This window comes from Variovorax sp. ISS6, from assembly GCF_056523145.1.
The window spans coordinates 4117095-4143321 of sequence record NZ_JAWRZC010000001.1 but is presented as its reverse complement, the minus strand read 5'-3'; the positions used below and the strand labels follow the sequence as shown (position 1 = coordinate 4143321).

General features: G+C 70.0%; 27 protein-coding genes. 20 read left to right on the top strand and 7 right to left on the bottom strand.

The features are described from left to right. Positions 1 to 38: 38 nt before the first annotated feature. Complete coding sequence (gene fliD, locus AC1HIL_RS19330) at positions 39 to 1487, bottom strand: flagellar filament capping protein FliD (RefSeq protein WP_057591769.1); 1449 nt, start codon at positions 1485 to 1487, stop codon at positions 39 to 41. A gap of 127 nt (positions 1488 to 1614) precedes the next feature. Next, complete coding sequence (locus AC1HIL_RS19325; RefSeq protein WP_057591770.1) at positions 1615 to 2778, bottom strand: flagellin; 1164 nt, start codon at positions 2776 to 2778, stop codon at positions 1615 to 1617. Between the two features lie 622 nt (positions 2779 to 3400). Between AC1HIL_RS19325 and flhD the strand changes: the two genes are divergently transcribed. From flhD to AC1HIL_RS19285, 8 genes are all read left to right on the top strand, one after another. Then, positions 3401 to 3733 carry a flagellar transcriptional regulator FlhD gene (gene flhD, locus AC1HIL_RS19320; RefSeq protein ID WP_057591771.1) on the top strand — a complete coding sequence of 111 codons (333 nt, stop codon included), beginning with the start codon at positions 3401 to 3403 and terminating at the stop codon, positions 3731 to 3733. Positions 3734 to 3761: 28 nt separating this feature from the next. Further along, positions 3762 to 4301: a flagellar transcriptional regulator FlhC gene (gene flhC / locus AC1HIL_RS19315; protein WP_203205908.1), complete on the top strand. Its 540-nt coding sequence runs from the start codon at positions 3762 to 3764 to the stop codon at positions 4299 to 4301. A 118-nt stretch (positions 4302 to 4419) separates the two neighbouring features. After that, positions 4420 to 5277: a flagellar motor stator protein MotA gene (gene motA, locus AC1HIL_RS19310; protein WP_057591773.1), complete on the top strand. Its 858-nt coding sequence runs from the start codon at positions 4420 to 4422 to the stop codon at positions 5275 to 5277. 25 nt (positions 5278 to 5302) lie between these two features. Beyond that, positions 5303 to 6289 (top strand): flagellar motor protein MotB, encoded by a 987-nt coding sequence (gene motB / locus AC1HIL_RS19305; protein WP_479669792.1) that lies wholly within the window; start codon positions 5303 to 5305, stop codon positions 6287 to 6289. 15 nt (positions 6290 to 6304) lie between these two features. Continuing rightward, on the top strand, positions 6305 to 7483 hold the full coding sequence (locus AC1HIL_RS19300) for an EscU/YscU/HrcU family type III secretion system export apparatus switch protein (protein WP_479669791.1): 1179 nt from the start codon (positions 6305 to 6307) through the stop codon (positions 7481 to 7483). Further along, positions 7480 to 9552 carry a flagellar biosynthesis protein FlhA gene (gene flhA, locus AC1HIL_RS19295; RefSeq protein ID WP_479669790.1) on the top strand — a complete coding sequence of 691 codons (2073 nt, stop codon included), beginning with the start codon at positions 7480 to 7482 and terminating at the stop codon, positions 9550 to 9552. Before AC1HIL_RS19300 ends, flhA begins: the two co-directional genes overlap by 4 nt. Beyond that, the gene (gene flhF, locus AC1HIL_RS19290) at positions 9549 to 11021 is read left to right on the top strand and encodes a flagellar biosynthesis protein FlhF (RefSeq protein WP_479669789.1); all 1473 of its coding nucleotides are present in this window, start codon (positions 9549 to 9551) and stop codon (positions 11019 to 11021) included. Before flhA ends, flhF begins: the two co-directional genes overlap by 4 nt. Positions 11022 to 11073: 52 nt before the next feature. Further along, entirely contained in the window at positions 11074 to 11796 is a 723-nt protein-coding gene (locus tag AC1HIL_RS19285) for an RNA polymerase sigma factor FliA (protein ID WP_261205972.1), read from the top strand. 32 nt (positions 11797 to 11828) lie between these two features. Here the strand turns inward: AC1HIL_RS19285 and AC1HIL_RS19280 are convergent, their stop codons facing one another. Together AC1HIL_RS19280 and pdxA are read right to left on the bottom strand one after the other, a co-directional pair. Then, on the bottom strand, positions 11829 to 12500 hold the full coding sequence (locus tag AC1HIL_RS19280; RefSeq protein WP_296735602.1) for a 4-hydroxythreonine-4-phosphate dehydrogenase: 672 nt from the start codon (positions 12498 to 12500) through the stop codon (positions 11829 to 11831). Continuing rightward, a complete protein-coding gene (pdxA, locus tag AC1HIL_RS19275) occupies positions 12497 to 13525 on the bottom strand; it encodes a 4-hydroxythreonine-4-phosphate dehydrogenase PdxA (RefSeq protein ID WP_479672772.1) in 1029 nt (342 codons plus the stop codon). The genes AC1HIL_RS19280 and pdxA overlap by 4 nt, the downstream gene beginning before the upstream one ends. 68 nt (positions 13526 to 13593) lie before the next feature. Here pdxA and AC1HIL_RS19270 point away from each other — a divergent pair, with 68 nt between their 5' ends. Continuing rightward, positions 13594 to 14514: a LysR family transcriptional regulator gene (locus tag AC1HIL_RS19270; RefSeq protein WP_479669787.1), complete on the top strand. Its 921-nt coding sequence runs from the start codon at positions 13594 to 13596 to the stop codon at positions 14512 to 14514. A gap of 18 nt (positions 14515 to 14532) precedes the next feature. Continuing rightward, on the top strand, positions 14533 to 15456 hold the full coding sequence (locus AC1HIL_RS19265) for an SdiA-regulated domain-containing protein (RefSeq protein ID WP_296735606.1): 924 nt from the start codon (positions 14533 to 14535) through the stop codon (positions 15454 to 15456). Between the two features lie 9 nt (positions 15457 to 15465). Here AC1HIL_RS19265 and AC1HIL_RS19260 read toward each other — a convergent pair whose 3' ends face one another. From AC1HIL_RS19260 to flgA, 3 genes are all read right to left on the bottom strand, one after another. Next, complete coding sequence (locus tag AC1HIL_RS19260; protein ID WP_057595356.1) at positions 15466 to 15846, bottom strand: hypothetical protein; 381 nt, start codon at positions 15844 to 15846, stop codon at positions 15466 to 15468. A gap of 4 nt (positions 15847 to 15850) precedes the next feature. After that, positions 15851 to 16159 (bottom strand): flagellar biosynthesis anti-sigma factor FlgM, encoded by a 309-nt coding sequence (gene flgM, locus AC1HIL_RS19255; protein ID WP_057595355.1) that lies wholly within the window; start codon positions 16157 to 16159, stop codon positions 15851 to 15853. A gap of 97 nt (positions 16160 to 16256) precedes the next feature. Next, positions 16257 to 16997, bottom strand: coding sequence for a flagellar basal body P-ring formation chaperone FlgA (flgA, locus tag AC1HIL_RS19250; RefSeq protein WP_479669786.1), 741 nt, complete (start codon positions 16995 to 16997; stop codon positions 16257 to 16259). 211 nt (positions 16998 to 17208) lie between these two features. On the opposite strand from flgA, the gene flgB reads away from it, so the two are divergent. Genes flgB through flgK form a run of 10 tightly spaced genes read left to right on the top strand, consistent with a single transcriptional unit; the run spans position 17209 to position 26222 of the window. Beyond that, a complete protein-coding gene (gene flgB, locus AC1HIL_RS19245; RefSeq protein ID WP_057595353.1) occupies positions 17209 to 17631 on the top strand; it encodes a flagellar basal body rod protein FlgB in 423 nt (140 codons plus the stop codon). 3 nt (positions 17632 to 17634) lie between these two features. Then, positions 17635 to 18039 carry a flagellar basal body rod protein FlgC gene (flgC, locus tag AC1HIL_RS19240; RefSeq protein WP_057595352.1) on the top strand — a complete coding sequence of 135 codons (405 nt, stop codon included), beginning with the start codon at positions 17635 to 17637 and terminating at the stop codon, positions 18037 to 18039. 40 nt (positions 18040 to 18079) lie between these two features. Continuing rightward, complete coding sequence (locus AC1HIL_RS19235; protein ID WP_057595351.1) at positions 18080 to 18757, top strand: flagellar hook assembly protein FlgD; 678 nt, start codon at positions 18080 to 18082, stop codon at positions 18755 to 18757. Positions 18758 to 18794: 37 nt separating this feature from the next. Further along, the gene (gene flgE / locus AC1HIL_RS19230; RefSeq protein ID WP_057595350.1) at positions 18795 to 20012 is read left to right on the top strand and encodes a flagellar hook protein FlgE; all 1218 of its coding nucleotides are present in this window, start codon (positions 18795 to 18797) and stop codon (positions 20010 to 20012) included. Between the two features lie 25 nt (positions 20013 to 20037). Further along, entirely contained in the window at positions 20038 to 20778 is a 741-nt protein-coding gene (gene flgF / locus AC1HIL_RS19225) for a flagellar basal-body rod protein FlgF (RefSeq protein WP_057595349.1), read from the top strand. Between the two features lie 28 nt (positions 20779 to 20806). Continuing rightward, complete coding sequence (gene flgG, locus AC1HIL_RS19220; protein WP_057595348.1) at positions 20807 to 21589, top strand: flagellar basal-body rod protein FlgG; 783 nt, start codon at positions 20807 to 20809, stop codon at positions 21587 to 21589. Then, positions 21586 to 22278, top strand: a complete 693-nt coding sequence (locus AC1HIL_RS19215) for a flagellar basal body L-ring protein FlgH (RefSeq protein WP_057595347.1) — start codon at positions 21586 to 21588, stop codon at positions 22276 to 22278. The genes flgG and AC1HIL_RS19215 overlap by 4 nt, the downstream gene beginning before the upstream one ends. Positions 22279 to 22292: 14 nt before the next feature. Then, positions 22293 to 23444 (top strand): flagellar basal body P-ring protein FlgI, encoded by a 1152-nt coding sequence (locus tag AC1HIL_RS19210; protein WP_057595366.1) that lies wholly within the window; start codon positions 22293 to 22295, stop codon positions 23442 to 23444. Positions 23445 to 23449: 5 nt separating this feature from the next. Further along, on the top strand, positions 23450 to 24304 hold the full coding sequence (gene flgJ / locus AC1HIL_RS19205; RefSeq protein ID WP_261205973.1) for a flagellar assembly peptidoglycan hydrolase FlgJ: 855 nt from the start codon (positions 23450 to 23452) through the stop codon (positions 24302 to 24304). A 34-nt stretch (positions 24305 to 24338) separates the two neighbouring features. Continuing rightward, positions 24339 to 26222, top strand: a complete 1884-nt coding sequence (flgK, locus tag AC1HIL_RS19200; protein ID WP_479669785.1) for a flagellar hook-associated protein FlgK — start codon at positions 24339 to 24341, stop codon at positions 26220 to 26222. Positions 26223 to 26227 lie beyond the last annotated feature (5 nt).

Sequence of the window (26227 nt, the reverse complement as noted above, 5' to 3'; positions counted from 1 at the left end):
ATTCCGGCGCGGAAGTTGAGGCCCGCGGGCCCGGCGCCTCAGCTGGTGGACTTGTTCCACTGCGCCACCTGCTGGGTGATGTAGGTGTTGAGCGCGGTCAGCGAGGCCATCTTGGTGTCCAGCGCCGTGTACTGGGCGCGCAGCCGCTTCTCGGTCAGGGTCAGCCGGTCGCTGAGGTTGTCCTGGCTCTTGTCGTTGTCCTTGCGCTGGGCCTTGAGCGACTGGGTGCGGGTGTCGAGCGTGCCGTCGGTGGCGATCGCGGCCTGGGTGAAGGCCGACAGCCGCGTGGCGAAGCCGGTGGCGCTGGAGTCCAGGGTGTTCTGCGGCGCGGCGAAGAACTGCTGCACGGCGGCCGGGTTCTTCAGTGCCGTGTCGAGCTTGGCGGTGTCGAGCGCGAGGTTGCCGGCACCGTCCTTGGCGACCGTGATGCCGAGGTCGCTCAGGCGCTGGATCGCGCCGCCGCCCGAAGGCGCGCCGACCAGGCTGCGCAGCGCGTTCTGCAGGCTCACGGCGGTGGAATCGCCCTGCAGCAGCGCCGCGGTCTTGCTCGCCGCGTCGTAGGCGGTGGCCGAGTTCAGCGTCTGGTTCATCGTGTTGTAGGCCGTCACGAAGGCCTGGATCGTGCCGCGCAGGCCCGAGGTGTCGGTGGCCACGGCGACCTCGACCGGCGAAGTCGTCACCTGCGACAGCGTGAGGCTCACGCCGGGCACGGTGTCGGCCAGCACGTTGGTGGCCGAGCGGATCGTCACGCCGTTGATGGTGGCCTCGGCATTGCGCGCGTACTGCACCGGGTTGGCGCCCATGCCCTGCCCGGTGCCGTCGAAGGCCAGCAGGCCGAGATCGGCGCCGTCGCCCGAGCCCAGCGGCGTGGCCGTGACGCGGAAGCCCGCGGCCTCGCCGGTGCTGCTGGAGCGCAGCATCAGCCGCTCGCCCGAGAGGTCCTTGAGCACGGTGGCGCTCACGCCCGCGCCGGCCCCGTTGATCTTGGCCGCGATGGCCGAGAGGCTGTCGCCCTCGTTCACGCTGATGTCGATGGCCGGCTTGTCGCCGGCCGCGAAGTTCGGGCCGCCCGCGTCGGTGTCGTTCCAGTCGCCGAGCTGGATGCTCAGGGTGCCGAGCCCGAAGCCGGTGCCCGTGGCCACCGCGTTCGAGGACACGGCCTGCGCGCGCGCGAGCTGCGATACCTGCATGGTGAAGCTGCTGGCCACGGCGTCGCCGGCATTGGTGACGCTGGCGCTCAGCGCGGTCGCGTTCGAGCTCGAGGCGGTCTTGGCGTTCCAGGTCGCGGCGGCCGCCAGCTTGGTGGCCGCGTCGGACAGCGCCGAGAGCTGCGACTTGAGCGTGCCGAAGGCCGAGATCTTGCTGTCGAGCGTGCTCGCCGTGGTCTGCAGCGCGGTCAGCGGCTTCTTCTCGATCGCCATCAGCTGCGTGATGATGGATTCGACGTCGAGCTGGCTGCCGATGCCCGTCGATGTGATGCTGGCCATGTCTTTTCTCCGATGCTGGAATCGCTTGCCGCCCACGGAAAAAACGCGGGGCGGCGAACGGAATTGTCCGTTCGCCGCCCCGCGATGAAGCGTGCAGGAGGCCGGCCTTCGGCCCCCTGTTCCTGCCTTAGCCGCGCAGCAGCGACAGCACCGTCTGCGGCAGCTGGTTGGCCTGCGCCACCATCGCCGTGCCGGCCTGCTGCAGCACCTGGGCGCGCGACAGGTTGGCGGTTTCGGCCGCGAAGTCGGCGTCCTGGATGCGGCTGCGCGAAGCGGTCAGGTTCTCGGCCGAGGTCGAGAGGTTCGAGACCACCGATTCGAAGCGGTTCTGGATCGCGCCGAGGTCGGCGCGCGAGGAGTTCACGGCCTTCAGCGCGGCGTCCATCGCGAGGATCGCGTTGTCGGCGCCATCCACCGTGTCCACCGTCAGGCCGGAGAAGCCTGTCTGCGCGCTGCCCGCGGCGGTGACGGTCGCGGCCGTCTGGCCGGCGGTCAGGCCGGTGTTGGTCAGCGTGCCGCCGACCGTGATGGCCGTGCTGCCGCTCGAGGTCAGCGTGATGGCGCCGCTGGCGGCGGCCGTCGCGACCACGCCCGTCTCGCTCGACTTCTTGTTGATGGCGGCCGCCACGTTGGCGCCTTGCGTCGCCGCGTCGGTGCCGGCATTGACCGCGCCGATGCCCACGCCGTTGATCGTGAAGGCGTTGGCGGTGATGCCGCCGAAGCCCGCGGGCGCCGCGCCGGTCACCGTGGCCGAGTAGGTGTCCACGCTGGTCCAGCTGCCCAGCGAGTTGATGCTGGCGTTGGCGATCGAGTCGATCGAGATGGTCTCGCCCTGGTTGGCGCCGACCTGGAACGACTGGGCGCTGAAGCTGCCGTCGAGCAGCTTGGTGCCGTTGAACGAGGTCTGCTTGGCGACGCGATCGATTTCGCTCTTGAGCTGCGTGACTTCCTTCTGCAGCGAGGCGCGGTCCTCGGTCGAGTTGGTGGCGTTGCGCGACTGCACGGCCAGTTCGCGGATGCGCTGCAGGTTGTTGCCGATGGTGCTCAGCGCGCCTTCGGCCGTCTGCGCCAGCGAGATGCCGTCGTTGGCGTTGCGGCCGGCTTGCGTCAGGCCGCGGATCTGGGCCGTCATGCGCTCGGAGATCGCGAGGCCGGCGGCGTCGTCCTTGGCGCTGTTGATGCGCAGGCCCGAGGACAGGCGCTGCATCGAGGTCGCCAGCGAGGATTGGCTGCCCGAGAGGTTGCGCTGCGCGGTGAGCGAACTGATGTTGGTGTTGATGATCGAGGCCATGAGAGCTCCTTCAAACTGATAAGTCGGGCATCGCTGCCAAAGTCGCGCCAGCGAAGCGCTGGCTGCCTGACGAACCCTGGTGCAAGGCCCGTTGCACTGGTTTTCGGTGGGTCCCCGCCGGCTCTTTAGCGATTTATTTTTGCGAGCGCACCCTCAAGATTTCCGAGCGGATGCAGACGGGGCCACAGCGATTGCGCTGCCGGAGCCACCATGTTCCGCGTGTTACCCCCACGGAAACACGTAGATTCCCCACCACGCAAGACAACTTCGCCCCCACGGGATTTCGTGGTCTGTGCACCACGGGCGGTCACACTCGTTAACAGCTTGTAAAGCGCGCGAGGAAAGCCATGAATGTCTTGATATCGATAGATTTATCTATCTCTGTCGAAATAAGTCTTTCGCCATGCGTGCCTTAGTATTCGTTTTGGTCGACAAAGTCACAGTTTTGGGGCGCTGCGGTTGCAAGCACTTACCATCGGACAACGTCAGGCCAAAGTTTTTTTGTAGGAATCCACCTACTGCTGTACATTTTTAACAAATGTTTACTGAAGCTGACATTTGTGATTAAACTGAAAGTACACGGTCGCCAAGGGCACTTTTGCCCGCCTAGGAGGAGGCACTCATGACCAATGAACAGCTGCTCGCCGAGATCAAGGAAGCCAACCTCACCTACCTGATGCTGGCGCAGAGCCTCATCCGGGAAGACAAGGCACAGGCCCTGTTCCGGCTCGGCATTTCCGAGGAATCCGCGGACCTCATCGACACGCTGTCGCCGGCGCAGATCATGAAGCTGGCCTCCAGCAACATGCTGCTGTGCCGCTTCCGCGCCACCGACGACATGGTCTGGGGACTGCTCACCAACCACAACGTGCGCACCCGCACGGCCAACGACGAGACGCTGAAGCTGCACGCCAACATCGTCATGTCGAGCCGGTTCGCGGAAACCTCGTACTGAGGCGCCGCGTTCCGCGAGCTGACAAGGCATGGCCAATCCGAAGAGCGTGCTGGGCGAGTCCCGGCAGATCGAGCGCGCGGTCCATCTGATCGAGATGGGCGCCCGCCTGCAGGTGCTGGAGAGCGAGACCGAGCTGTCGTACGAACGGCTGCTGCGCCTCTACAAGGAAGTGGCGGGCAAGTCGCCGTCGAAGGGCCAGCTGCCCTTCTCGACCGACTGGTTCCTCACCTGGCAGCCGAACATCCACGCCTCGCTGTTCCACAACATCTACACCTACCTCAACAAGACCAGCGAGCTCGAGCCGGTCGACGCGCTGATCAAGGCCTACGGCCTGTACACCGAGCAGACCGGCGCCTGCGGCCTGGAGCCGCAGCTGTCGATCACGCGCGCCTGGCGGCTGGTGCGCTTCATGGAGAACCAGATGCTCGCCATGACGCCCTGCTCGCGCTGCGGCGGCCATTTCGTGACCGAGCCCTACGAGAACGCGCAGCACTTCGTCTGCGGCCTGTGCGAACCGCCGGCGCGCGCCGGCAAGGGTTCGGGCGCGGGCGGCATCCAGCTGCAGTGACGAACGCCGCGGCCGCCGCGGCAAACAGAAGATAAGGGCCCCCGCAGGGCCCTTTTTTCATGGAATGCGCGGGGCGTCTCCGAGGCCCAATAGGGGTTCCAGGAACTCGTCTCGCCCCATGTCCGTCATCCTCGGTTACCTCGTCGCGCTGGGCTGCATCTTCGGCGGCTACATCATCCATGGCGGCAACATCGGCGTGGTGCTGCACGCGCTGCCGATCGAGCTGATGGTGATCGGCGGCGGCGCGCTCGGCGCCTTCGTGGTGAACAACCAGCGCAAGGTGCTGATGGCCACGCTGAAGGCGCTGCCGACCGCGCTCAAGGGCTCCAAGTACACCAAGGCGCGCTACCTCGAGCTGATGGCGCTGCTCTACGACATCCTGCAGAAGGCGCGCAAGGAAGGCCTGATGTCGATCGAGAAGGACATCGAGGCGCCGCAGGATTCGCCGCTGTTCCAGAAGCACCCGAACGTGGCGAAGGACCACCACGTGGTCGAGTTCACCACCGACTACCTGCGCATGATGGCCTCGGGCAACCTCAACAGCCACGAGATCGAGTCGCTGATGGACAGCGAGATCGAGACCCACCACCAGGAATCGCATGCGCCCGTGGCCGCCATCGCGCGGCTGGCCGGCGGTCTGCCGGCCTTCGGCATCGTGGCCGCGGTGCTCGGCGTGGTGAACACCATGGGCTCGGTCGGCCAGCCGCCGGCGGTGCTCGGCGCCATGATCGGCTCGGCGCTGGTCGGCACCTTCCTGGGCATCCTGCTGGCCTACGCCATCGTCGAGCCGCTGGGCGGCCTGCTCGAGCAGAAGGCCGAGGAAGGCACCAAGGAACTGCAGTGCATCAAGACCACCCTGCTGGCGAGCATGCAGGGCTACAACCCCACGACCGCGATCGAGTTCGGCCGCAAGGTGCTGTTCTCGACCGACCGGCCGAGCTTCACCGAGCTCGAGACCCACGTGAAGAAGAAGTAGAGCGCCCAGCGCAAGAGGCAACGCCATGGCCACCACGCCCGGGACCCGCAAGCTCCAGCCGATCATCATCAAGCGGGTCAAGAAGACCACGCATGCGCACCACGGCGGCGCCTGGAAGATCGCCTACGCCGACTTCGTGACGGCCATGATGGCCTTCTTCCTGCTGATGTGGCTGCTCGGCTCGACCGCCAAGGGCGACCTGCAGGGCATCGCCTCCTACTTCAACTCGCCGATGAAGGTCGAGATGGCCGGCGGCTCGGGCGCGGGCAGCGCCTCGAGCGTGGTGCCCGGCGGCGGGCGCGACCTCACGCGCACCACCGGCGAGGTGCGCCGCACCGACGGCAGCACCATGGACCCGAAGAAGATCGGCCAGGACAACAGCCTCAAGCTCGAGCAGGCGCGCCAGGACGCGCGCCGCATGGCAGCGCTGCGCGCGCGCATCGAGGAGATGATCGAGAGCAATCCCAAGCTGCGCGAATTCCGCTCGCAGATCAAGCTCGAGGTGACCTCCGACGGCCTGGAGATCCAGATCGTCGACGCGCAGAACCGCCCGATGTTCGACACCGGCAGCGCGATCGTGAAGCCCTACATGCACGACATCCTGCGCGCGGTGGGCGGTGCGCTCAACGGCATCGAGAACCGCGTGAGCCTGGCCGGCCACACCGATGCCGCGCCCTACGGCAACGGCGACCGCGGCTACGGCAACTGGGAACTGTCGGCCGACCGCGCCAATGCCTCGCGCCGCGAGCTGGTGGCCGCCGGCATGCCCGACGACAAGCTGGTGCGCGTGGTCGGCCTGGCCGCGAGCGACCTGCTCGACAAGAAAAATGCGCTGGCCCCGCTGAACCGCCGCATCAGCATCGTGGTGCTCACGCGCGACGCCGAGTCGCGCCTGTTCGGCAACGCGCGCCTCGAGGGCAACGACGCGGTGAAGGCCATCGCCACCGAGCTCGCCAAGGAACAGAAGAAGCCCGAGGGCGCCGCCGCCAACCCGGGCCGCGCCCAGCCCTGAGCGAGCGCCACCGCCATGGAATCGAACAGCCAGGACCGCCAGCTCCCCGCCTCGCAGCGCAAGATCGACCAGGCGCGCCGCGACGGCCAGGTGCCGCGCTCGAAGGACCTGTCGCACCTCGCGGTGATGGGCTCCGGCGCGGTCGCGCTGCTGCTGCTCGCGCCCACCGCCTTCGAGCAGATGCGCGGCACGCTCGCGCAGGCGCTGGTCTTCAACGCGGCCAGCGTGCAGGACCCGGCCGACATGCTGTCGCGGCTGTCGACCTTCGCCGGCCTGGGCCTGGTGGCCTGCGTGGTGTTCGCCGCCATCGTGCTGAGCGCGGCGGTCGCGGGCAGCCTCGCGGTCGGCGGCTGGGTCTCGAGCACCAAGGCGATCACGCCCGACCTCTCGCGCCTGAGCCCGTTCAAGGGCCTGGGCAATCTCTTCAGCCGCCAGCAGCTCGCGCAGGTGACCAAGCTGGTGGTGCTGGCGGCCATCCTCGGCGCCATCGGCTGGTACTACGTGGCCGGCTCGATCGGCGAGGTGGTGCGCACGGTGCTGCAGCCCTCGCCTTCGGCGCTGCGCGCGCTCGGCGACTGGCTCGCCACCGGCGTGGGCCTGCTGCTGCTGGTGGTGTTCGCCACCGCCGTGATCGACGTGCCGCTGCAACGCTTCTTCCACCTGTCGAAGCTCAAGATGTCGCACCAGGAAGTCAAGCAGGAGCACAAGGAATCCGACGGCGACCCGCACACCAAGGGCCGCCAGCGCAGCGCGGCGCGCGCGATCTCGCAGCGCGCCAGCATCACGGCCGTGCCGCGCGCCGACTTCGTGCTGATGAACCCGACCCACTACGCGGTGGCACTGCGCTACGACGAGGCCACCATGAACGCACCGCAGGTGGTGGCCAAGGGCGCCGACCTGCTCGCGATGAAGATCCGCGAGATCGCCAATGCCAACGGCATCCCGGTGGTGCAGTCGCCGATGCTCGCGCGCGCACTGTTCGCGCATGCCGAGATCGACCAGCCCATTCCCTCGAGCCTGTTCACCGCCGTGGCCCAGGTGCTGGCCTACGTCTACCGCCTGAAGGCCGCGCTGCGCGGCGAGGGCCCGATGCCGCAGGGCGTGCCCGATCCCTACGTGGCGCCCGAGCTCGACCCGCACCGCAAGCTGCCTGCAACGGCAGCCGCTGAACCCGTCGCCGGAGTGCGTCCATGAACCCGCTCGCCCTGCGCCAGTGGCTCGGCGAGCGCGGCGGCATGTTCCAGCGCGCGGCCGCGCCGCTCCTGGTGGTGGCCATCCTCGCGCTGATGGTGCTGCCGATCCCGCCCTGGCTGCTCGACGGCTTCTTCACGCTCAACATCGCGGTCGCGCTGATGGTGATGATGGTGGCGGCCTACATGGTGCGCCCGCTGGACTTCGCGGCCTTTCCCTCGGTGCTGCTCTTGACCACGCTGATGCGGCTGTCGCTCAACGTGGCCTCCACGCGCGTGGTGCTGCTCGAGGGCCACACCGGCCCCGGCGCCGCGGGCGCGGTGATCGAATCCTTCGGCCACTTCCTGATCGGCGGCAACTTCGCGGTCGGCCTGATCGTGTTCGCGATCCTGGTGGTGATCAACTTCGTGGTGGTCACCAAGGGCGCCGAGCGCATCGCCGAGGTGTCGGCGCGCTTCACGCTCGACGCCATGCCCGGCAAGCAGATGGCGGTCGACGCCGACCTCAACGCCGGCGTGATCGACGAGAAGGAGGCCCGCCGCCGCCGCGCCGAGGTGGCCGAGGAAGCCAACTTCTTCGGCTCGATGGACGGCGCCTCCAAGTTCGTGCGCGGCGATGCGATCGCCGGCATCCTGATCCTGGTGATCAGCATCGTCGGCGGCTTCGCCATCGGCGTGCTGCAGCACGGCCTGTCGGCCGGCAAGGCGGCCGACACCTACGTGCTGCTCGCGGTCGGCGACGCGCTGGTGGCGCAGGTGCCGGGCCTCCTGATCTCGGTCGCCGCGGCGATGGTGATCTCGCGCGTGGGCCGCGAGGACGACGTGGGCCGCCAGATCGTCGACCAGCTGCTGACCTCGCCGCGCGTGCTCGGCCTCACGGCCGGCATCCTGGGCCTGCTGGGCGTGATCCCGGGCATGCCGCACGTGGTGTTCCTCTCGATCGCCTCGCTGCTGGGCTGGGGCGCCTGGCGCCTGTCGCGCCGCCCGCCGCCGGCCGCGCCCGCGCCGCCGGCACCGCCCGCGCCCGATGCCGAGGCCAGCTGGGACGACCTGCAGCCGGTGGATCTGCTGGGCCTGGAACTCGGCTACCGCCTGATCGCGCTGGTCGACAAGAGCCGCCAGGGCGACCTGCTCAGGCGCATCAAGGGCGTGCGCCGCAAGTTCGCGCAGGAGGTGGGCTTCCTGCCGCCCGCGGTGCACGTGCGCGACAACCTCGAGCTCAAGCCCAGCAGCTACCGCGTCACCCTGCGCGGCGTGGTGGTGGCCGAGGGCGAGGCGCATCCGGGCATGTACCTGGCGATCAATCCGGGCGGCATCACCACCCCGCTGATCGGCACGCCCACCACCGATCCGGCCTTCGGCCTGCCGGCGCACTGGATCGAGGAACGGCAGCGGGAAGCCGCGCAAATGAGCGGTTTCACCGTCGTTGATTCGGAGACCGTGATGGCCACCCACCTGTCACATTTGATGCAGGTGCAGGCGGCGCGCCTGCTGAGCCGCACCGAAACCCAACAACTGGTCGAACACGTGAACAAACTGGCGCCCAAGCTGATCGAGGAAGTCGTGCCCAAGCTGGTGCCGCTGTCCACGTTCCAGAAGGTGCTGCAACTGCTGCTGGAAGAGTCGGTGCACATCCGCGACATCCGCACCATCGTCGAGACGCTGGCCGAGCATGCCGGCAGCACCACCGACCCGGCCGAACTCGCGCGCCGCGTGCGCGTGGCGCTGGCGCCGGCCATCGTGCAGCAGATCTACGGCCCGGTGAAGGAGCTCGACGTGATCGCCATCGAGCCGGCCTTCGAGCGCCTGCTGATGCAGGCCCTGGGCAATGCCCAGGCGCCCGCGCTCGATCCGGGCGTGGTCGAGATCTTCACGCGCACCGCCGCCGAGGTGGCGCTCAAGCAGGAAGAGCAAGGCGTGCCGGCCTGCCTGCTGGTGCCCGACGCGATCCGCAACGCCATCGCGCGCATGGTGCGCCGCGCCGCGCCGCGCATGCAGGTGCTCGGCCACAGCGAAATCCCTGAAACCCACACGATCCGCATCGGCCCGATCCTGCGAGGAGCCTCCGCATGAACATCCAACGTTTCACCGCACCGACCGCCCGCGAAGCGATGGCGCTGGCGCGCAATGTCTTCGGCGACGGCACGCTGATCCTCTCGAACCGCCAGCTCGACGACGGCGTGGAAGTGGTGGCCGCGGCCGAGGACAGCCTGAGCGCGCTCGAAGCCGGCCGCGCGATCCTGCAGGGCACGCAGGGCACGCTGTCGGCGCCCGCGTGGACGCCGCCGAAGCCGGTGCCCGCGCCCGCCATCGCGCAACCGCAACCCGCCGCGCCGGCACCCGCACCGGCCCCGCTCGCGAGCGCCGAATCGCGCGCGATCGTCGAGGCCGACGTGGCCGAGCTCGGCATGAGCACGTTGTCGTTCCAGGACTATGTGCGCGAACGCATGCTGCGGCGCCAGCAGGAGGCCGCATCGCCGGCGCCCGTGCCCGCCACGCCCTCGGCAGCGCCGGCCCGCGCGGCCTTCGCGCCCACCGCCGCACCCGCCGCCACCGAACCGCCACGCCCCGCTCCCGTCGCCGCGCCGGCCCCCGTGACCGACACCGCGAGCGAAACGCAGCAGGCGCTGATGGCCGAGCTGCAGGCCATGCGCACGCTGATGGAGAGCCGCTTCAACGCCCTCGCCTGGCTCGGCCCGGCGCGGCAGAACCCGGTGCATTCGAACCTGATGCTCAAGCTGCTGCGCGCCGGCTACTCGCCCGCGCTCGCGCGCAGCGTGCTCGAATCGATCGCGCTCGACAACGACGCGGCCGGCGCGGTGCGCCGCATGATGGGCGCGCTCGAGACCATGCTCGGCCTCGACCCCGCCGCGCCCACGCTGGCCGAGGAAGGCGGCGTCTACGCGCTGGTCGGTGCCACCGGCGTCGGCAAGACCACCACCGCCGCCAAGATCGCGGCCCAGTGCGTGCGGCTGCACGGCCCGGCCAGCGTCGGCCTGATCACGCTCGACATGCACCGCGCGGGCGCGCACGAGCAGCTGCGCGCCCACGGCCGCGCCATGGGCGTGGTGGCGCATCTCGCGCACGACCGCGCCGCGCTGCAGGAGCTGCTCGCGCTGTTCCACGGCAAGCGCATGGTGCTGATCGACACCGCCGGCCTGGCGCCGCGCGATCCGCGTCGGCGCGACCTGCTGGACCTGCTCGACCTGCCCGGCGTGTCGCGCCTGATGGTGCTCAACGCCGGCGCGCACGGCGACACGCTCGACGAGATGGCCGCCAGCTTCAAGATCGGCGGCGCGCGCCAGGCCGTGCTGAGCAAGACCGACGAGGCCGTGAAGCTGGGCCCGGCGCTCGACACGCTGATCCGCCACCAACTGGTGTTGCGTGGCGTGGCCCATGGCCCGCGCGCCTCGCAGGACTGGAAGCCGGCGCTGGCCGCCGAGCTGGTGCGCGACTCGATGCGCGCGGCGCAGCGCTCGCCCTTCGATCCGCAGCCGGCCGACCTCGAACTGTTCTTCTCGCCCGGCGCGGGCGAACTCTGAGGAGCGTTCCGCCCCACGACACGACATGCAGGCCGCTTCCCCGCTCTCCCAGATGTACACGCCCAAGGGCCGGCTCGACCGCGATGCGCTGATCCGGCAGCACGTGCCGCTGGTGCGCCGGCTGGCGCATCACATGATCGCCAAGCTGCCGCCCAACGTCGAGCTCGACGACCTGATCCAGGTCGGCATGATCGGTCTGGCCGATGCGCTGTCGCGCTTCGAGGCCAGCCAGGGCGTGCAGTTCGAGACCTTCGCCACCCAGCGCATCCGCGGCGCCATGCTCGACGAGCTGCGCGACGGCGACTGGCTCTCGCGCGGCTCGCGCAAGAGCCAGAAGCAGATCGAGCAGGCCGTGCGCGCGCTCGAGCAGAAGCTGGGCCGCGCGCCCGCCGAATCCGAGATCGCCGAGGCGCTCGAGATGCCGCTGGCCGACTACCAGAGCCTGCTGGGCCGCGTGCGCGGCACCCAGCTCGTGTACCTGGAGGACATGGGCGGCGGCACCGACGCCGAGGGCGAGTCGGGCTTCCTCGATCGCCACCTGGCCGATGCCGACGCCGACCCGATGAGCCTGCTCAAGGACCAGCGGCTGCGCCAGGCGCTGGTGGGCGCCATCGACAGCCTGCCCGAGCGCGAGCGCCACATCATGGGCATGTACTACGAGCAGGACATGAACCTCAAGGAGATCGCGGCCGTGCTCGGCGTGACCGAGTCGCGCGTCTCGCAGCTGCACAGCCAGTCGATCGCGCGGCTGCGCGCGAAGATGCGCTCGCACTGACGCTCGCACCGCACCGCGCCGCGGTGCTTTTTTCATCGCGCGCCGAGGATCGCCGCGAGCTGGCTTTCGAGGCTTCGGCCGGGCGCCGGAAAGCACCCGTCGAGCGCCGCCGTGCCCACCGTGAAACCCGCGGCACCGCTGGCGCGGATCGCCGCGATGCGTTCGGGTGTGTCGATCGAGCCCGCCACGATCACCGGCTTGCCCGCGGCCGCGCACACCGCGCGCATCAGCCGCGGCACGTCGAGCGCGGCGCGGTAGGCCAGCAGGTCCAGCCCCGCCACGCCGGGCCGGCTCGCGATCGCGCGGGCGCTGGCCACGATCTCCTCGATCGAGCCGCCGAGCACGCTCGGATGCCCCGAGACCCGGCCCGCGAACGGGTAGTAGCGGATGCCCGTGCCCTCGAGCAGCGGCAGCACGTCGTCGACGTGCGTGCCGCCGAGCAGGTGGTCGACGCCGAGCCGGCACGCCATCTCGACCGAGGCGATCTCGCTGTCGCGGTCGAGCGAGACGACCTCGAGGTAGCTCGTGGCGCCGTGGTCGCGGATGCTTCTGTGCAGGCCCTCGAGCTCGGCCATCGGCAGCCCGATGTCCTTGAAGCCGATGTGGCGCACGCCGGCCGCGAGCGCCGTCGCCAGGTGCCGTGCCGCGTCGGCCACGGTGCGGTCGTGGCGCGTGAGCATGAAGATGAATTCGAAGCCGCTCATGGTCCGGTCTTTCTCGTGATTCGGTGGGCAGCCACCAGGCGCGCGGCCATGTCGAGCGCGGCCTCGAGGCTGGCGGCGTCGGCGATGCCGCGCCCCGCGATGTCGAAGGCGGTGCCGTGGTCGGGGCTGGTGCGAACGAAAGGCAGGCCGAGCGTGATGTTCACGCCCTTGTCGAGCCCGAGGTACTTGACCGGGATCAACCCCTGGTCGTGGTACTGCGCCACCACCACGTCGAAGCGCCCCTGGCGCGCCTGCATGAACACCGTGTCGCCGGGCCAGGGTCCGCTGGCGTCGATGCCCTCGCGCCGCGCGGCGGCGATCGCGGGCGCGATGGTGCGTTGCTCCTCGTCGCCGAACAGACCGCCCTCGCCCGCATGCGGATTGAGCCCGGCCACCGCGATGCGCGGCGCCACGATGCCGAAGGCCCGGGCGCCCCGGTGCGCGAGCCGGATCGCCGACACCTGCGCCGCGAAGTCGGCGCGCTCGATGGCCTCGCGCAGCGCGCAATGGGCCGTCACGAGCACGGTGCGCAGTTCGTCGTTGGCCAGCATCATCGCGACCCTGCAGCCGGTGCGCTCGGCCAGGATCTCGGTGTGGCCCGGATAGCGCAGGCCGGCGGCGGCCAGCGCTTCCTTGTGGATCGGCGCGGTGACGATGCCCGCGACGCGGCCCGCCTGCGCGAGGGCTATCGCCGCCACGATTGCCTCGAAGGCGGCCCGGCCGCTGGCCGCATGCACGGCGCCCACGGGCGGCAGCGCCTCGAGCCGCGACGCGGCCAGCAGGTTGACCGTGCCGGGCGCGTGCACCATGTCGTCGATCGACGCCGCCACGCGCAGCCTCGCGCCGGCGTCCAGGGCCTCGAAGGCCTGGCGCATCACGCGCGGATCGCCGACCAGCACGCAGCGCCGGGCCCATTCGGCGTTCAACAAGGTACGGGCCACGATCTCGGGGCCGATGCCCGAGGGATCGCCCATCGTCAGCGCGAAGCGCTCGGGCTGGGTGAGTTGGGCTGACAGTTCCTGCATCATGGGGATCGGGTGGACGGCGGGGCCGGACGCTCAAATCTATGCAGAGACCCGCCCCAGGACAAACGATGATTACTGACACCAACGGTGAGCCTGGCTCACAACAGAATTCCTCGCGCCTGCCCTCGCTGATGGCACTGCGCTGCTTCGCGGCCGCGGCCCGGACCCAGAACTTCAGCCAGGCGGCCGACAGCCTGCATCTGACCCATGGCGCGGTCAGCCGCGCCGTGCGCATGCTCGAGGACGACCTGGGCCTGGCCTTGTTCGAGCGGCGCAACCGCGGTGTCTTTCTCACCGAGGCCGGGCGCCGGCTCCAGCGCGCGGTGGACGAGGGCTTCGGCCTGATCGAGGAGGCCACGCGCGAGCTGCGGCACTCGGCGCGCGAGACGCCGCTCGTGCTCTCGTGCGAGCCGACCTTGCTGATGCGCTGGCTGATCCCGCGCTGGCCCGATTTCCAGGCGCGCCATCCCGAGGCCGCGGTGCATCTCGTGGCGGGTGGCGGGCCGTTCTCCTTCGACGACGGCATCGACCTCGCGATCCGGCGCAACGATTTCGCATGGCCCGCGAGCGTGCACGCGCAGCCGCTGTTCGAGGAGAAGATCGGCCCGGTGTGCAGCCCGGGCCGGGTCGACGCCTTCTTCGACACCGCCGGCGCGGGCCCCTCGCTGCGGAGCGACGCGGTGCGCCTGCACACGCGCACACGGCCGCAGGCCTGGCCCTCGTGGACCCGGTTGCGGGGCGCCTCGGCCGGCGCCGGCGGCAGGGAACAGGTCTTCGAGCATTTCTATTTCAGCCTGCAGGCGGCGGTCGCCGGGCTCGGCGTGGCGATCGGGCCCTGGCACCTGGTTTGCGACGACCTCGAAAGCGGCGTGCTGGCGGCGCCGCTGGGCTTCGTCGCGGACGGCTCGGGCTATTTCCTCCTGTCGCCGCAGAAGCCGGCCGCGGGCCGGCAGCGCCAGTTGCTCGACTGGCTTCTCTCGGTGGTCTGAACGCTAGACTCCGCCCGCATGACCCGAGCCAGATCCCGCAAGACCCTGTTCCTGGCCATCGTGCTCGCATTCGGCGTGGCCTTCGGCTGGTACTTCAAGGTGCCCGCGCTCGGCTACTACTGGCTCAGCACCACGCTGGGCGCGGCGCAATGGGCGAACAATGCGCTGTGGCTGCCGGACTACCGCGTGGCGGTCGAGGGCTTGCCGATCCAGGGCCTGACGCGCAATGCCTCGGGCCTGACCTTCAACACCGAGACCGGCACCCTCTTCACGGTCATCAACCGCCCGCCGCAGATCGCCGAGCTCGACACCGAGGGCCGGCTGCTGCGCGTGATCGGGCTCGAGGGGGTGAAGGATCCGGAGGGCATCACCTACGTGCAGGGCGACGGCTACGTGATCTCCGACGAGGACAGCCACCGCATGTACTGGGTGCGGATCGGGCGCGACACGCAGCGTGTGTCGGTGGCCGGCCGACCGAGCCTGGGCATCGGCATCGACCGGCTGCACAACAGCAGCTTCGAGGGCATCTCCTGGGACGGCGTGCACAGGCGCCTGTACGTGGTGCGCGAGAAGCTGCCGATGCGCGTGCTGGTGATCACCGGGCTCGATCCCGACGCGCCCTCCGCGAGCGGCTTCAACATCGACATCAGCGAATGGAAGTCCTCGCGCGCGGGCTCGCTGTTCATGAGCGACCTGTCCTCGGTCACGCTGCACGATGCGACCGGCCACCTGCTGCTGCTGAGCGACGAGTCGGCACTGGTGGTGGAGTACGCGAGCGATGGGCGCCCGGTCAGCATGCTGCCGCTGTGGCGCGGCTTCGGCGGCCTGCAGCGCAAGGTGCCGCAGCCCGAGGGCGTGGCGGTCGGGCCCGACGGGCGGCTCTACCTGCTGTCGGAACCCAACCTGTTCTACCGCTTCGAGCGCGCGCCGAAGCCTTCGTAGCCGTCGCGGTCAGTGCGCCGGCACGTGGGCCGAACGCAGGCCCGCGAACATCCTGCGCTCGCCGGGCATGGTGTAGGTGGCATCGGGGCGCGGCCCCAGCAGCGAGGCCAGGCTGCGGTCGACGATGACGGTGCGGCGCGCGACGCTGTCGCGCTGGTTCGACAGCCGCTGGGCCACGGCCTCGACGCGGCGGCGGAATTCGGCGTCGAGCGCCTCGGCCGACAGCGCGGCCTCGAGGGCGCGCGCGAAACCGGTGGCGCAGCGGCGCAGCTCGCCGCTGGCCTGCAGCAGGTCCGAGGGTTCGGCGCAGCGCAGGCCGGCATCGACCCGGTCGAGCTGGTCCTCGACCTCGCTCAGCAGCATCTCGGCGGAAGCACGGGTATCGGGCATGGCATCAGTTCCTTGCGCGGCTCAGGAATTCCTGGGCGTTGGCCAGGAGCTTGTCGGCGATGGCGCCGGAATCGACCTTGAAGCTGCCGTCGGCGATGGCGGCGCGCACCGCGGCCACCTTCGCCTCGTCGATGCCGTTGCCGGCCGTGGCGGCGGCCTCCAGCGTGCGGGCCGAGGCCGACACGCTGACCGGCGTGCCGGTGGCGTCGCCCGCATCGGCCACCGCGGGCGTGGCGCCCCGGCCGGTCTTCGCGGCCGCGGCCACGCCGGTGGCGGCCGCGACGGCGGGATCTTGCAACGGGTTGATCTTCATGGCGGCTCCTGGCCCCGGGCGGGGGCTTCGTCCCCAGGATTTCGACCGCCGTTCGACGGACTTGAGGACTTTTTCGAAGTTTTTTGCGCCGCGCCGGTCACATCGAGAGGCGCACGGTGCGCGGATCCTGCACCACGCCGGTGGTGATGCGGCCATTCTCCATGCGGATGCGCACCATCTGGCCGACCACGCCCGGCGTCAGCGCCTGGGCCTCGGTGGCGATCTCGAAGCCCTGGCCCTGGGCCACCACGCGCACCTGGGTGCCGGCGGCGAAGGCCTGGGCCGGCTTCACCATCGACTGGCGCAGCGGCTGGCCGGCCTGCAGGGAACGCGAGGCGACCTGCCCCACCCACTGGGTGGCGTCGGCCATCACGGGCGAGGGATCGGCGGCCCAGTCGGCCTCGGCCTCGACCGCGTCGGCCGCGCTCAGCACGGTGCCGGGCAGCACGTTGTCGCGCAGCACCCAGGCCGGCCCGAAGGCCTTGATGGTGACCGGCAGGAACACGTTCCAGCGCGCGCCACCCTCGACGCAGCGCAGCCCGAGCCGGGTGCGGCCCCACAGGCGCAGGCCGGTGGGAATGTAGGGTTCGACGCGGCTGCAGGGCGCCAGGCGCAGACGGTTGTCGAGCGCGCCGATGGCGACCTCCATGCGCAGCGGCGCGGGATTGGCCGACTGGGCCTGGGCCACGGCATCGTCGAGCCACTGGCGCGTGCTGGCGGCGAAGGCCTCGCCGGCCTCGGCGCCTTCGGACGGCGCCTGCTGGGCGAAGGCGCTGAAGGCGGTGCCGGCCGCGAGCAGCAGCGCGCCGGCGGCGAGAGGGAATGCGGGGATGGCCATGGGCTCCTCCGGGATGTGCAGGGACGGAAATGCGGAACGCGCGCGCCTCGGCCCATCGCGCCGCGACCCGCACTGTAGGCAGACCGGCCCGCCCCCAAAGCCGCGATAAGGCCGAAAAAGCCGCCTTTCATCCGCGCTTCCGAAATCGGCGCGGCTCCCACAATTTCCGCACGGGCGCTCACGCCCACCCCCTTCGCGAGGACCCTGGCCCATGCTCGACAAACTGACGAACTCACTGGATTTCCAGGCGAAAGCGCTGGTGCTGCGTGCCGACCGCCAGCGCGACATCGCGAGCAACATCGCCAACGCCGACACGCCCGGCTACGCGGCGCGCGACTTCAGCTTCGCCGACGCGATGCGCGAGGCCACGGGCGGCGGCACGCCGCGCGCCGGTACCGCCGGCGACGGCCGCACCGACGCACGCCACATCCCGCTGACTTCGGGCGGCGGAACCGGTGGCAGCGGCGCGAGCGGCGGCTACGCGGTCCAGACCCAGCCCTCGCTCGACGGCAACAGCGTCGACCTCGACCGCGAGCGCGCGGCCTTCGCCGACAACGCGGTGCGCTACGAGGCCACGCTGCGCTTCATCAACGGCCAGGGCAAGACGCTGCTCGCGGCCATCCAGGGGCAATAAGCCATGTCGATGTTCTCGATCTTCGGCATCTCCGGCAGCGCGGTCAGCGCGCAGTCGCAGCGCCTGAACGTGGTGGCCAGCAACCTGGCCAATGCCGACGCGGTGGCCGGCCCCGACGGCCAGCCCTACAAGGCGCGCCAGGTGGTGTTCCAGACCGTGGCGCTCGACGGCGAGACCGGCGCCGGCGTGCGCGTGGACTCGGTGACCGAGAACCAGACGCCCGGGCGCAAGGTGCACGAGCCCGCCAACCCGATGGCCGACGCCCAGGGCTACGTGACCCATTCGAACGTGAACGCGGTGGAGGAGATGGTCAACATGATCTCGGCCTCGCGCTCCTACCAGAACAACGTCGAGGTGATGAACACGGCCAAGAACCTGCTGCTCAAGACGCTGCAGATCGGCCAGTGAGCGCCACCCCACCGCACACCCTTCTTCCGGACGCCCGCGCATGACCTCCACCGCCGCCACCTCCAGCCTCACCGGCACCACCTACGTGCCGAGCTCGAGCGCGGACAGCAAGTCGATCTCCGCCAGCGGCACCGCCGAGGCGCAAGACCGCTTCCTCAAGCTGCTGGTCGCCCAGCTCGCGAACCAGGATCCGATGAATCCGATGGACAACGCGCAGATGACCTCGCAGATCGCGCAGATCAACACGGTCACGGGCATCCAGCAGCTCAACGACACGATGAAGAACATGAACACCCAGATGTCGGCCATGCAGGTGCTGCAGGCCGGCAACCTGGTGGGCCGCGGCGTGCTGACCGAGGGCAACCAGCTGGCCTTCGACACCACGGCCAAGACCGCGGTGGGCGCGATCGAGCTGCCGGCCAAGGCCACCAGCGTGAAGATCCAGGTCACCACCGCCGGCGGCCAGGTCATCGACACCGTCTCGCTCGGCGAACTCGACGCGGGCCAGCACGGCTTCACGCTCGACTCCTCCACGTACCCGGCCGACACGCCGCTGCAGTTCAAGGTCATCGCCACCAACGGCAGCGACAAGGTCGACGCGGTCGCGCTGATGCGCGACAAGGTGGTGGCCGTGGGCAGCGATGCCAGCGGCGGCCTCTCGCTCACGCTGCTGACCGCGGGCAAGACGCCCTACGCCAACCTGCACGCCGTTCTCTGACAGACATCCCTTCCATCCAGCACACAGGAGCCACTCCATGAGCTTTCAACAGGCACTCTCGGGTCTCAACGCCGCCAGCCGCAGCCTCGACGTGATCGGCCACAACATCGCCAACGCGGGCACCACCGGCATGAAGTCCTCGCGCGCCGAGTTCGCCGAGATCTATGCCAGCTCGGCCGGCGCCATCGGCGGCACCAACGTGGGCCTGGGCGTGGGCGTGGCCGATGTCTCGCAGCAGTTCTCGCAGGGCTCGCTGTCGATCACCGGCAACGACCTCGACGTGGCGATCAACGGCGGCGGCTTCTTCCAGGTCAGGGCCCCCGACGGCACCACCGCCTACACCCGCGCCGGCAACTTCAAGCAGGACAAGGAAGGCAACATCATCACCAACAGCGGCGCGCAGGTGATGGGCTATGCCACCGACGCCAACGGCGTGCGCCAGAGCTACGACGCGATCCCGCTGAAGCTGCCCACCGGCGCGCCCATCCCCGCCAAGCAGACCACCAAGATGGCGGCCGAGATCACGCTCGACGCCAGCGCCGTGGTGGCTTCCACCGCCACGCCGCCGACGCCGATCCGCACCTACGGCACCTCGCTGACCGCCTACGACGCGCAGGGCCTCGAGGTGCCGGTCGGCCTGTACTTCCAGAAGACCGCCAACAACAGCTGGAACGTCTACACCAGCGTGAACGGCAGCGACCCCGCGGCCTCCACGCCGTTCCAGCTCAACTTCAACGCCGACGGCAGCCTCAACACCACCACCTCGACGGTGCCTCCGCTCACGCTGTCCTCGCCCAACGACCCGACGCGCACCTTCACCGCCTCGCTGGACCTGAGCCGGATGACCCAGGTCAATGCACGCTTCGCGGTGTCCGACCTCACGCAGGACGGCTACACCGCCGGCCAGCTCACCGGCATCAAGATCGAGGACACGGGCGTCATCACCGCCACCTACTCGAACGGCCAGACCCAGGCCGCGGGCCAGGTCGCGCTGGTGAGCTTCCGCAATGCCCAGGGCCTGGCGCCCAGCGGCTCGGGCTACTGGGTCGAGACCGCGTCCTCGGGCCAGCCGGTGCGCGGCGCGCCCGGCGAAGGCACCTTCGGCCAGCTGCGCTCGGGCGCGCTGGAGGAATCGAACGTCGACCTCACGGCCGAGCTGGTCAACATGATGAGCACGCAGCGCGCCTACCAGGCCAATGCGCAGACCATCAAGACGCAGGACCAGGTCATGTCCACGCTGATCAACCTGCGCTGATCGAACGCACCGGAAGCGACGCGCGATGGACCGCCTGATCTACACCGCCATGAGCGGCGCGAGCGCCGCGGCGCAGCGCCAGGGCGTGCTCGCCAACAACCTGGCGAACGCCTCGACCCAGGGCTTTCGCGCCGAGCTCTCCACCTTCCGCGCCGTGCCGCTGCGCGGCGACGGCGCCACCACGCGCGTGTTCGCGATGGAAGCCACCTCGGGCCACGACGACAAGCCCGGCGCGATCCAGCGCACCGGCCGCGCGCTCGACATGGTGGCGCAGGGCCGCAGCTGGTTCGCGGTGCAGGGCCTCGACGGCACCGAGGCCTACACCCGCGCCGGCGCCTTCCAGGTCTCGCCCGAAGGCACGCTGATGACCAGCTCGGGCCTGCCGCTGCTGTCCGACGGCGGCGCGCCGATCGACGTGCCGCCGGGCTCGGAGCTGTCGGTGGGCAGCGACGGCACGGTCAGCGCCAAGACCGGCGACCAGCCCTCCTCCACCCTGGGCCGCCTCAAGCTGGCCACGCCCACGGCCGACGACCCGCTGCGCCGCGGCGAGGACGGCCTGTTCCGCACCGCCTCGCAGGAGCCGCTGCCCTCGGACGCCACCGCGCGCGTGGAGACCGGCGCGCTCGAGGGCTCGAACGTGAACCCGATCGAGACCATGGTCGGAATGATCGCCGCCGCGCGCCAGTTCGACAGCCAGCTGCGCCTGCTGCAGTCCGCGCAGGACTCCGACAAGTCGGCCGCGCAGCTGCTCAACGTCCAGGGCTGATGCCCATCGCAAGAGAAAGACCCTCGCCATGATCAATTCGCTCTGGATCTCCAAGACCGGCATGGAAGCCCAGCAGACCCAGCTGGACGTGATTTCGCACAACCTCGCCAACGTCTCGACCACGGGCTACAAGCGCGCCAACGCGGTGTTCGAGGACCTGATGTACCAGAACCTGCGCCAGGTCGGCGCCAACAGCACCGAGCAGTCGCAGCTGCCCACCGGCCTGCAGCTGGGCCTGGGCGTGCGCACGGTCGCCACCAGCCGCTCGTTCTCGCAAGGCAGCATGCAGCAGACCAACAACCAGTTCGACCTCGCGATCAAGGGCAACGGCTTCTTCCAGGTCACGCAGCCCGACGGCACCATCGGCTACACGCGCGACGGCTCGTTCCAGGTCGACGCGCAGGGCCGGCTGGTCACCTCCTCGGGCCTGCCGGTGGCCAACGGCATCACGGTGCCCGCCACCGCGACCAGCGTCAGCATCTCGAGCGACGGCACGGTCTCGGCCACGCTGTCGGGCAATGCCACGCCGCAGAACATCGGCTCGCTGGCGATCGTCAACTTCATCAATCCGGCCGGCCTCGAGCCGCTGGGCGAGAACCTCTATGCCGAAACCGCCGCCTCGGGCCAGCCCAACGGCGGCACCGCGGGCACCAACGGCCTGGGCACGGTGATGCAGGGCTTCCTCGAGACCTCGAACGTGAACGTGGTGCAGGAGCTGGTCTCGATGATCCAGACGCAGCGCGCCTACGAAATGAACTCGAAGGCGATCCAGACCAGCGACCAGATGCTGCAGAAGCTGGGGCAGCTGTGAGACTTCCACTGTTTCGCGCGGCCTTCGCCGCCCTCGCCCTCGTCGTGGCCGGCGGCTGCACCACGCTGGCCAACACGCCGCAGGTCGAGATGCCCTCGACCGCACCGCCGCCCGTGAGCGCCTCGCCGATGGCGGCCGTGCCGCGCCAGGCCACGGGCAGCCTGTTCCGCACCGCGAGCTACCGGCCGCTGTTCGAGGACCGGCGCGCGCGCATGATCGGCGACACGGTGACGATCTCGATCGTCGAGAACGTGAGCGCGAGCCAGAAGTCGACCTCGACCATCGGCAAGACCAGCAGCATCGACACCGGCATCTCGGCCCTGCCCTTCTTCGCCGCCAACTCCTTCGGCCGCGCCGGCGCCAATGCCGAGTCGGCCCACAACTTCGCGGGCAAGGGCGGCACCGAGAGCGCCAACACCTTCCAGGGCTCGATCACCGCGACGGTGATCGACGTGCAGCCCAACGGCCACCTGGTGGTGACCGGCGAGAAGCAGATCGGCGTGAACCAGAACGTGGACGTGCTGCGCTTCTCGGGCACCATCGATCCGCGCTCGATCCAGGCCGGCAGCAACGTGCTGTCGACGCAGGTGGCGAACGTGCGCATCGAGTCGCGCGGCCGCGGCGCGCAGCAGGAATCGCAGGTCATGCCCTGGCTGGGCCGCTTCTTCATGAGCGTGCTGCCGTTCTGAGGATGAACGACGCCATGTCCCTTTCACCGAAGCACCGCCTGCGCCGCCGGCTCGCCGCCTTCTCCTTCGGCGTGGCCGGCATGCTGCTGCTCGCGCTCGGTCCCGCGCAAAAGGCGCATGCGCTGCGCATCAAGGAAGTCGCCGCCGTGCAGGGCGTGCGCAGCAACCAGCTCACGGGCTACGGCCTGGTGGTCGGCCTCGACGGCACCGGCGACCAGACCACGCAGATGCCCTACACCACGCAGAGCGTGGCCAACTACCTGCAGCAGCTGGGCATCACGCTGCCCGACAACCGCGCCTCGCAGCTGCAATTGAAGAACGTGGCGGCGGTGATCGTCACGGCGCAGCTGCCGGCCTTCGCGCAGCCGGGCCAGCAGCTCGACGTCAACGTCTCCTCGATGGGCAATGCCAAGTCGCTCAAGGGCGGCACGCTGGTGGCCACGCCGCTGCGCGGCGCCGACGGCGAGATCTACGCGCTCGCGCAGGGCAACATGGTGGTGGGCGGCGCCGGCGCCGCGGCCGCGGGCAGCAAGGTGCAGATCAACCACCTGAGCGCGGGCCGGGTGCCCAACGGCGCGCAGGTGGAACGCAGCGTGCCCTCGCCGCTGCTCGACGGCGACAGCGTGAACCTCGACCTCAACGCGGTCGACTTCCAGACCGCGCGCCGCGTGGCCCAGGCCATCGACCGCAAGCTCGGCACCGGCACCGCGCGTGCCATGGACGGGCGCACGGTGCAGGTGCGCGCGCCCACCGACGCCAATGCGCGCGTGAACTTCATCGCCGAGCTCGAGGAGCTCACGCTCGAGGCCAGCACGCCCGCGGCCAAGGTGGTGATCAATGCGCGCACCGGCTCGATCGTGCTGAACCAGGCCGTGACGCTGGGCCCCTGCGCCATCGCGCACGGCAACCTGTCGGTCACGATCAGCTCGGCGCCGGTGATCAGCCAGCCCGCGCCGCTGTCGGGCGGACGCACCGTGGTGGCCGAGCAGGCCTCGATCCAGATCAAGCAGGAGCCGGGCACCATGATCCAGGTGCCGGCCGCGCCGCTGCTGGCCGACGTGGTGCGCGCCCTCAATTCGCTGGGCGCCACGCCGCAAGACCTGCTCGCGATCCTGCAGGCCATCAAGGCCTCGGGCGCGCTCAACGCGGAACTCGAGGTGATCTGATGTCGATGCAGACTTCGCTGTCCGCGATGTCCATCTCGCCGTCCACCGGCCAGGGGCTGGCGGCCGACGCGCGCTCGCTCGACGCGCTCAAGCTCGCGGCCAACGGCAACGACCCGAAGGCGGTGCGCGAAGCGGCCAAGCAGTTCGAGTCGCTGTTCATGCGCGAGCTGATCAAGAGCATGCGCGAGGCCACCATGAAATCGGGCCTGCTCGACAGCGACGGCGAGAAGCTCGGCACCGACCTGCTCGACCAGCAGTTCGCGGTGCAGCTCTCGGGCCTGCCCGGCGGGCTCACCGACGCGATCACGCGCCAGCTCACGCAGCAGATGAGCGGCGCCGCCAAGGCCCCGACCATCGCGCTCGGCGCCGAGGCCGCGCGCATCAAGCCGGCCGCCAACCAGCGCAGCTTCGTCGAGCAGCACGACGACGCGGCCGAGCGCGTGTCGCGCGAGACCGGCATTCCCGCCAGCTTCATGATCGGCCAGGCCGGCCACGAGACCGGCTGGGGCCGCAGCGAGATCCGCCACCGCGACGGCACCCCCTCCCACAACCTGTTCGGCATCAAGGCCGGCGGCAGCTGGACCGGCCCCACCGTGGCCGTGACCACCACCGAATACATCGGCGGCGAGCCGCGCAAGGTGACGGCGCGCTTTCGCGCCTACGACTCCTACGAGGAGTCGTTCCGCGACTACGCGCGCCTGATCGGCAACTCGCCGCGCTACGAGAAGGCGCGCGCCAGCGTGAGCTCGGTCAGCGCCTACGCGAGCGAGCTGCACCGCGCCGGCTATGCCACCGACCCGGCCTACGCGGCCAAGCTCAGCCGCGCGATCCACACCACGCTGAAGATCCAGCGCACCTGAAGCGCACAGGCCAGTCCTCGAGAAAGATCCCGCCATGAGTCTGCTCAACGTCGGCGCCCGCGCCCTGCTCGCGAACCAGGTCGCGCTGTCGACCACCGGCCACAACATCGCCAACGCCAGCACCGTCGGCTACTCGCGCCAGACCGCCGTGATGGGCCAGGTCGCGGGCCAATACACCGGCAGCGGCTACATCGGCAAGGGCGTCGAGGTCACGACCATCGAGCGCGCCCACAACGAGTTCCTCACGCGCCAGGCCGCGGCCGCGCAGTCGGTGCAGGCCATGGACGAGACGCGGGCGGCACGCCTGTCCTCGCTCGAGGACATCTTCAAGGGCGGCAAGACCGGCCTGGGCGCGGCCGTGTCGGACCTGCTCAACGCCTTCTCCGACATCGCGAGCACGCCGACCGACGTGACGGCGCGCAACGTGGTGATCACGCGCGCCGACGAGATGGCCGCGCGCATGCGCGACGCCCAGACCCGGCTCGACGACCTGCAGAAGGGCGTGAATTCGCAGCTCGGCGACGCGGTGCGCAGCATCAACGGCCTGGCCGCGCGGCTGGCCACGCTCAACGAGCAGATCGCGCGCGCCAGCGGCGGCGGCCAGAGCCCGAACGACCTGCTCGACCAGCGCGACCAGCTGCTGCGCGAGCTCAACCAGCAGGTGCAGACCACCACCGTGCAGGCCGACGACGGCTCGCTCAGCGTGTTCGTGGGCAGCCAGGCGCTGGTGCTGGGCAACAAGGCGGCGCAGGTCGCGATGAGCACCGACGACGCCAACCAGAGCAAGCTGACGCTGATGCGCAGCGGCTTGTCGACCACCATCGACGAGGCCACGCTCGGCGGCGGCGCGGTCGCGGGCCTGCTGCGCTTCCAGAACAGCGACCTGGCCGAGGCGCGCGACGGCCTGGGCCGCATGGCACTCACCCTGACGACCGAGATCAATGCCCAGCACCGGCTCGGCGTGGACCTCGACGGCAACCCCGGCGGCGACTTCTTCAAGCCGATCGCGATCCCCGATGCCATGGGCGCCGCGAGCAACACGGGCAACGCGGTGATCGGTGCCACGGTGTCCAACACCTCGGCACTCGCAGCCTCGAGCTACCAGCTCAAGTTCGGCGCGGGCGGCAGCATCGAGGTGCAGCGGCTGTCGGACGGCAAGACCACCAGTTTCACGGGCCCGATGCCGATCGAGATCGACGGCCTCAAGCTCGACCTGAAGTCGGGCAACGCGGCCGAGGGCGACAGCTTCGTGCTCAAGCCCTATGCCTCGGCCGCCGGCGACATGGCGACCGTGCTGCGCTCGGCGCGCGGGCTGGCCGCGGGCAGCCCGGTCGAGGCGCGCGTGGGCACCGGCAACACCGGCGGCATGGCGGTCGGCAGCCTGGCCGCGACCTCGGCCAATGCCAACCTCAGCCAGCCGGTCACGCTGACCTTCAACGGCGCGGGCGGCTTCGACGTGTCGGGCAACGGCACCGGCAACCCGACCAGCGTGCCCTACGTGGCGGGCCAGCCGATCAGCTACAACGGCTGGACCATCGTGCTGTCGGGCACGCCCAAGGCCGGCGACACGATCACCGTCCAGGCCGCCACCACCGCCTACGGCGGCAGCAACGCCGGCAATGCGCAGGCGCTCTTGGCCCTGCGCGACAAGACGGTGTTCGACGGCGCCCCCATGACCGACGGCTATGCCGCGCTGATGGCGCAGGTCGGCGTGCGCTCGCAGAGCGCGCAGTACGCGGCCGAGATCTCGGGCTCGATCGCCACCTCGCTCGAGACCGACCGCACCAGCCAGGCCGGCGTGAACCTCGACGAGGAAGCCGCCAAGCTGCTGCAGTACCAGCAGGCCTACCAGGCCTCGTCCAAGATGATCCAGATCGCGCAGAGCATCTTCGACTCGCTGCTGCAGAACATGAACTGACCCGG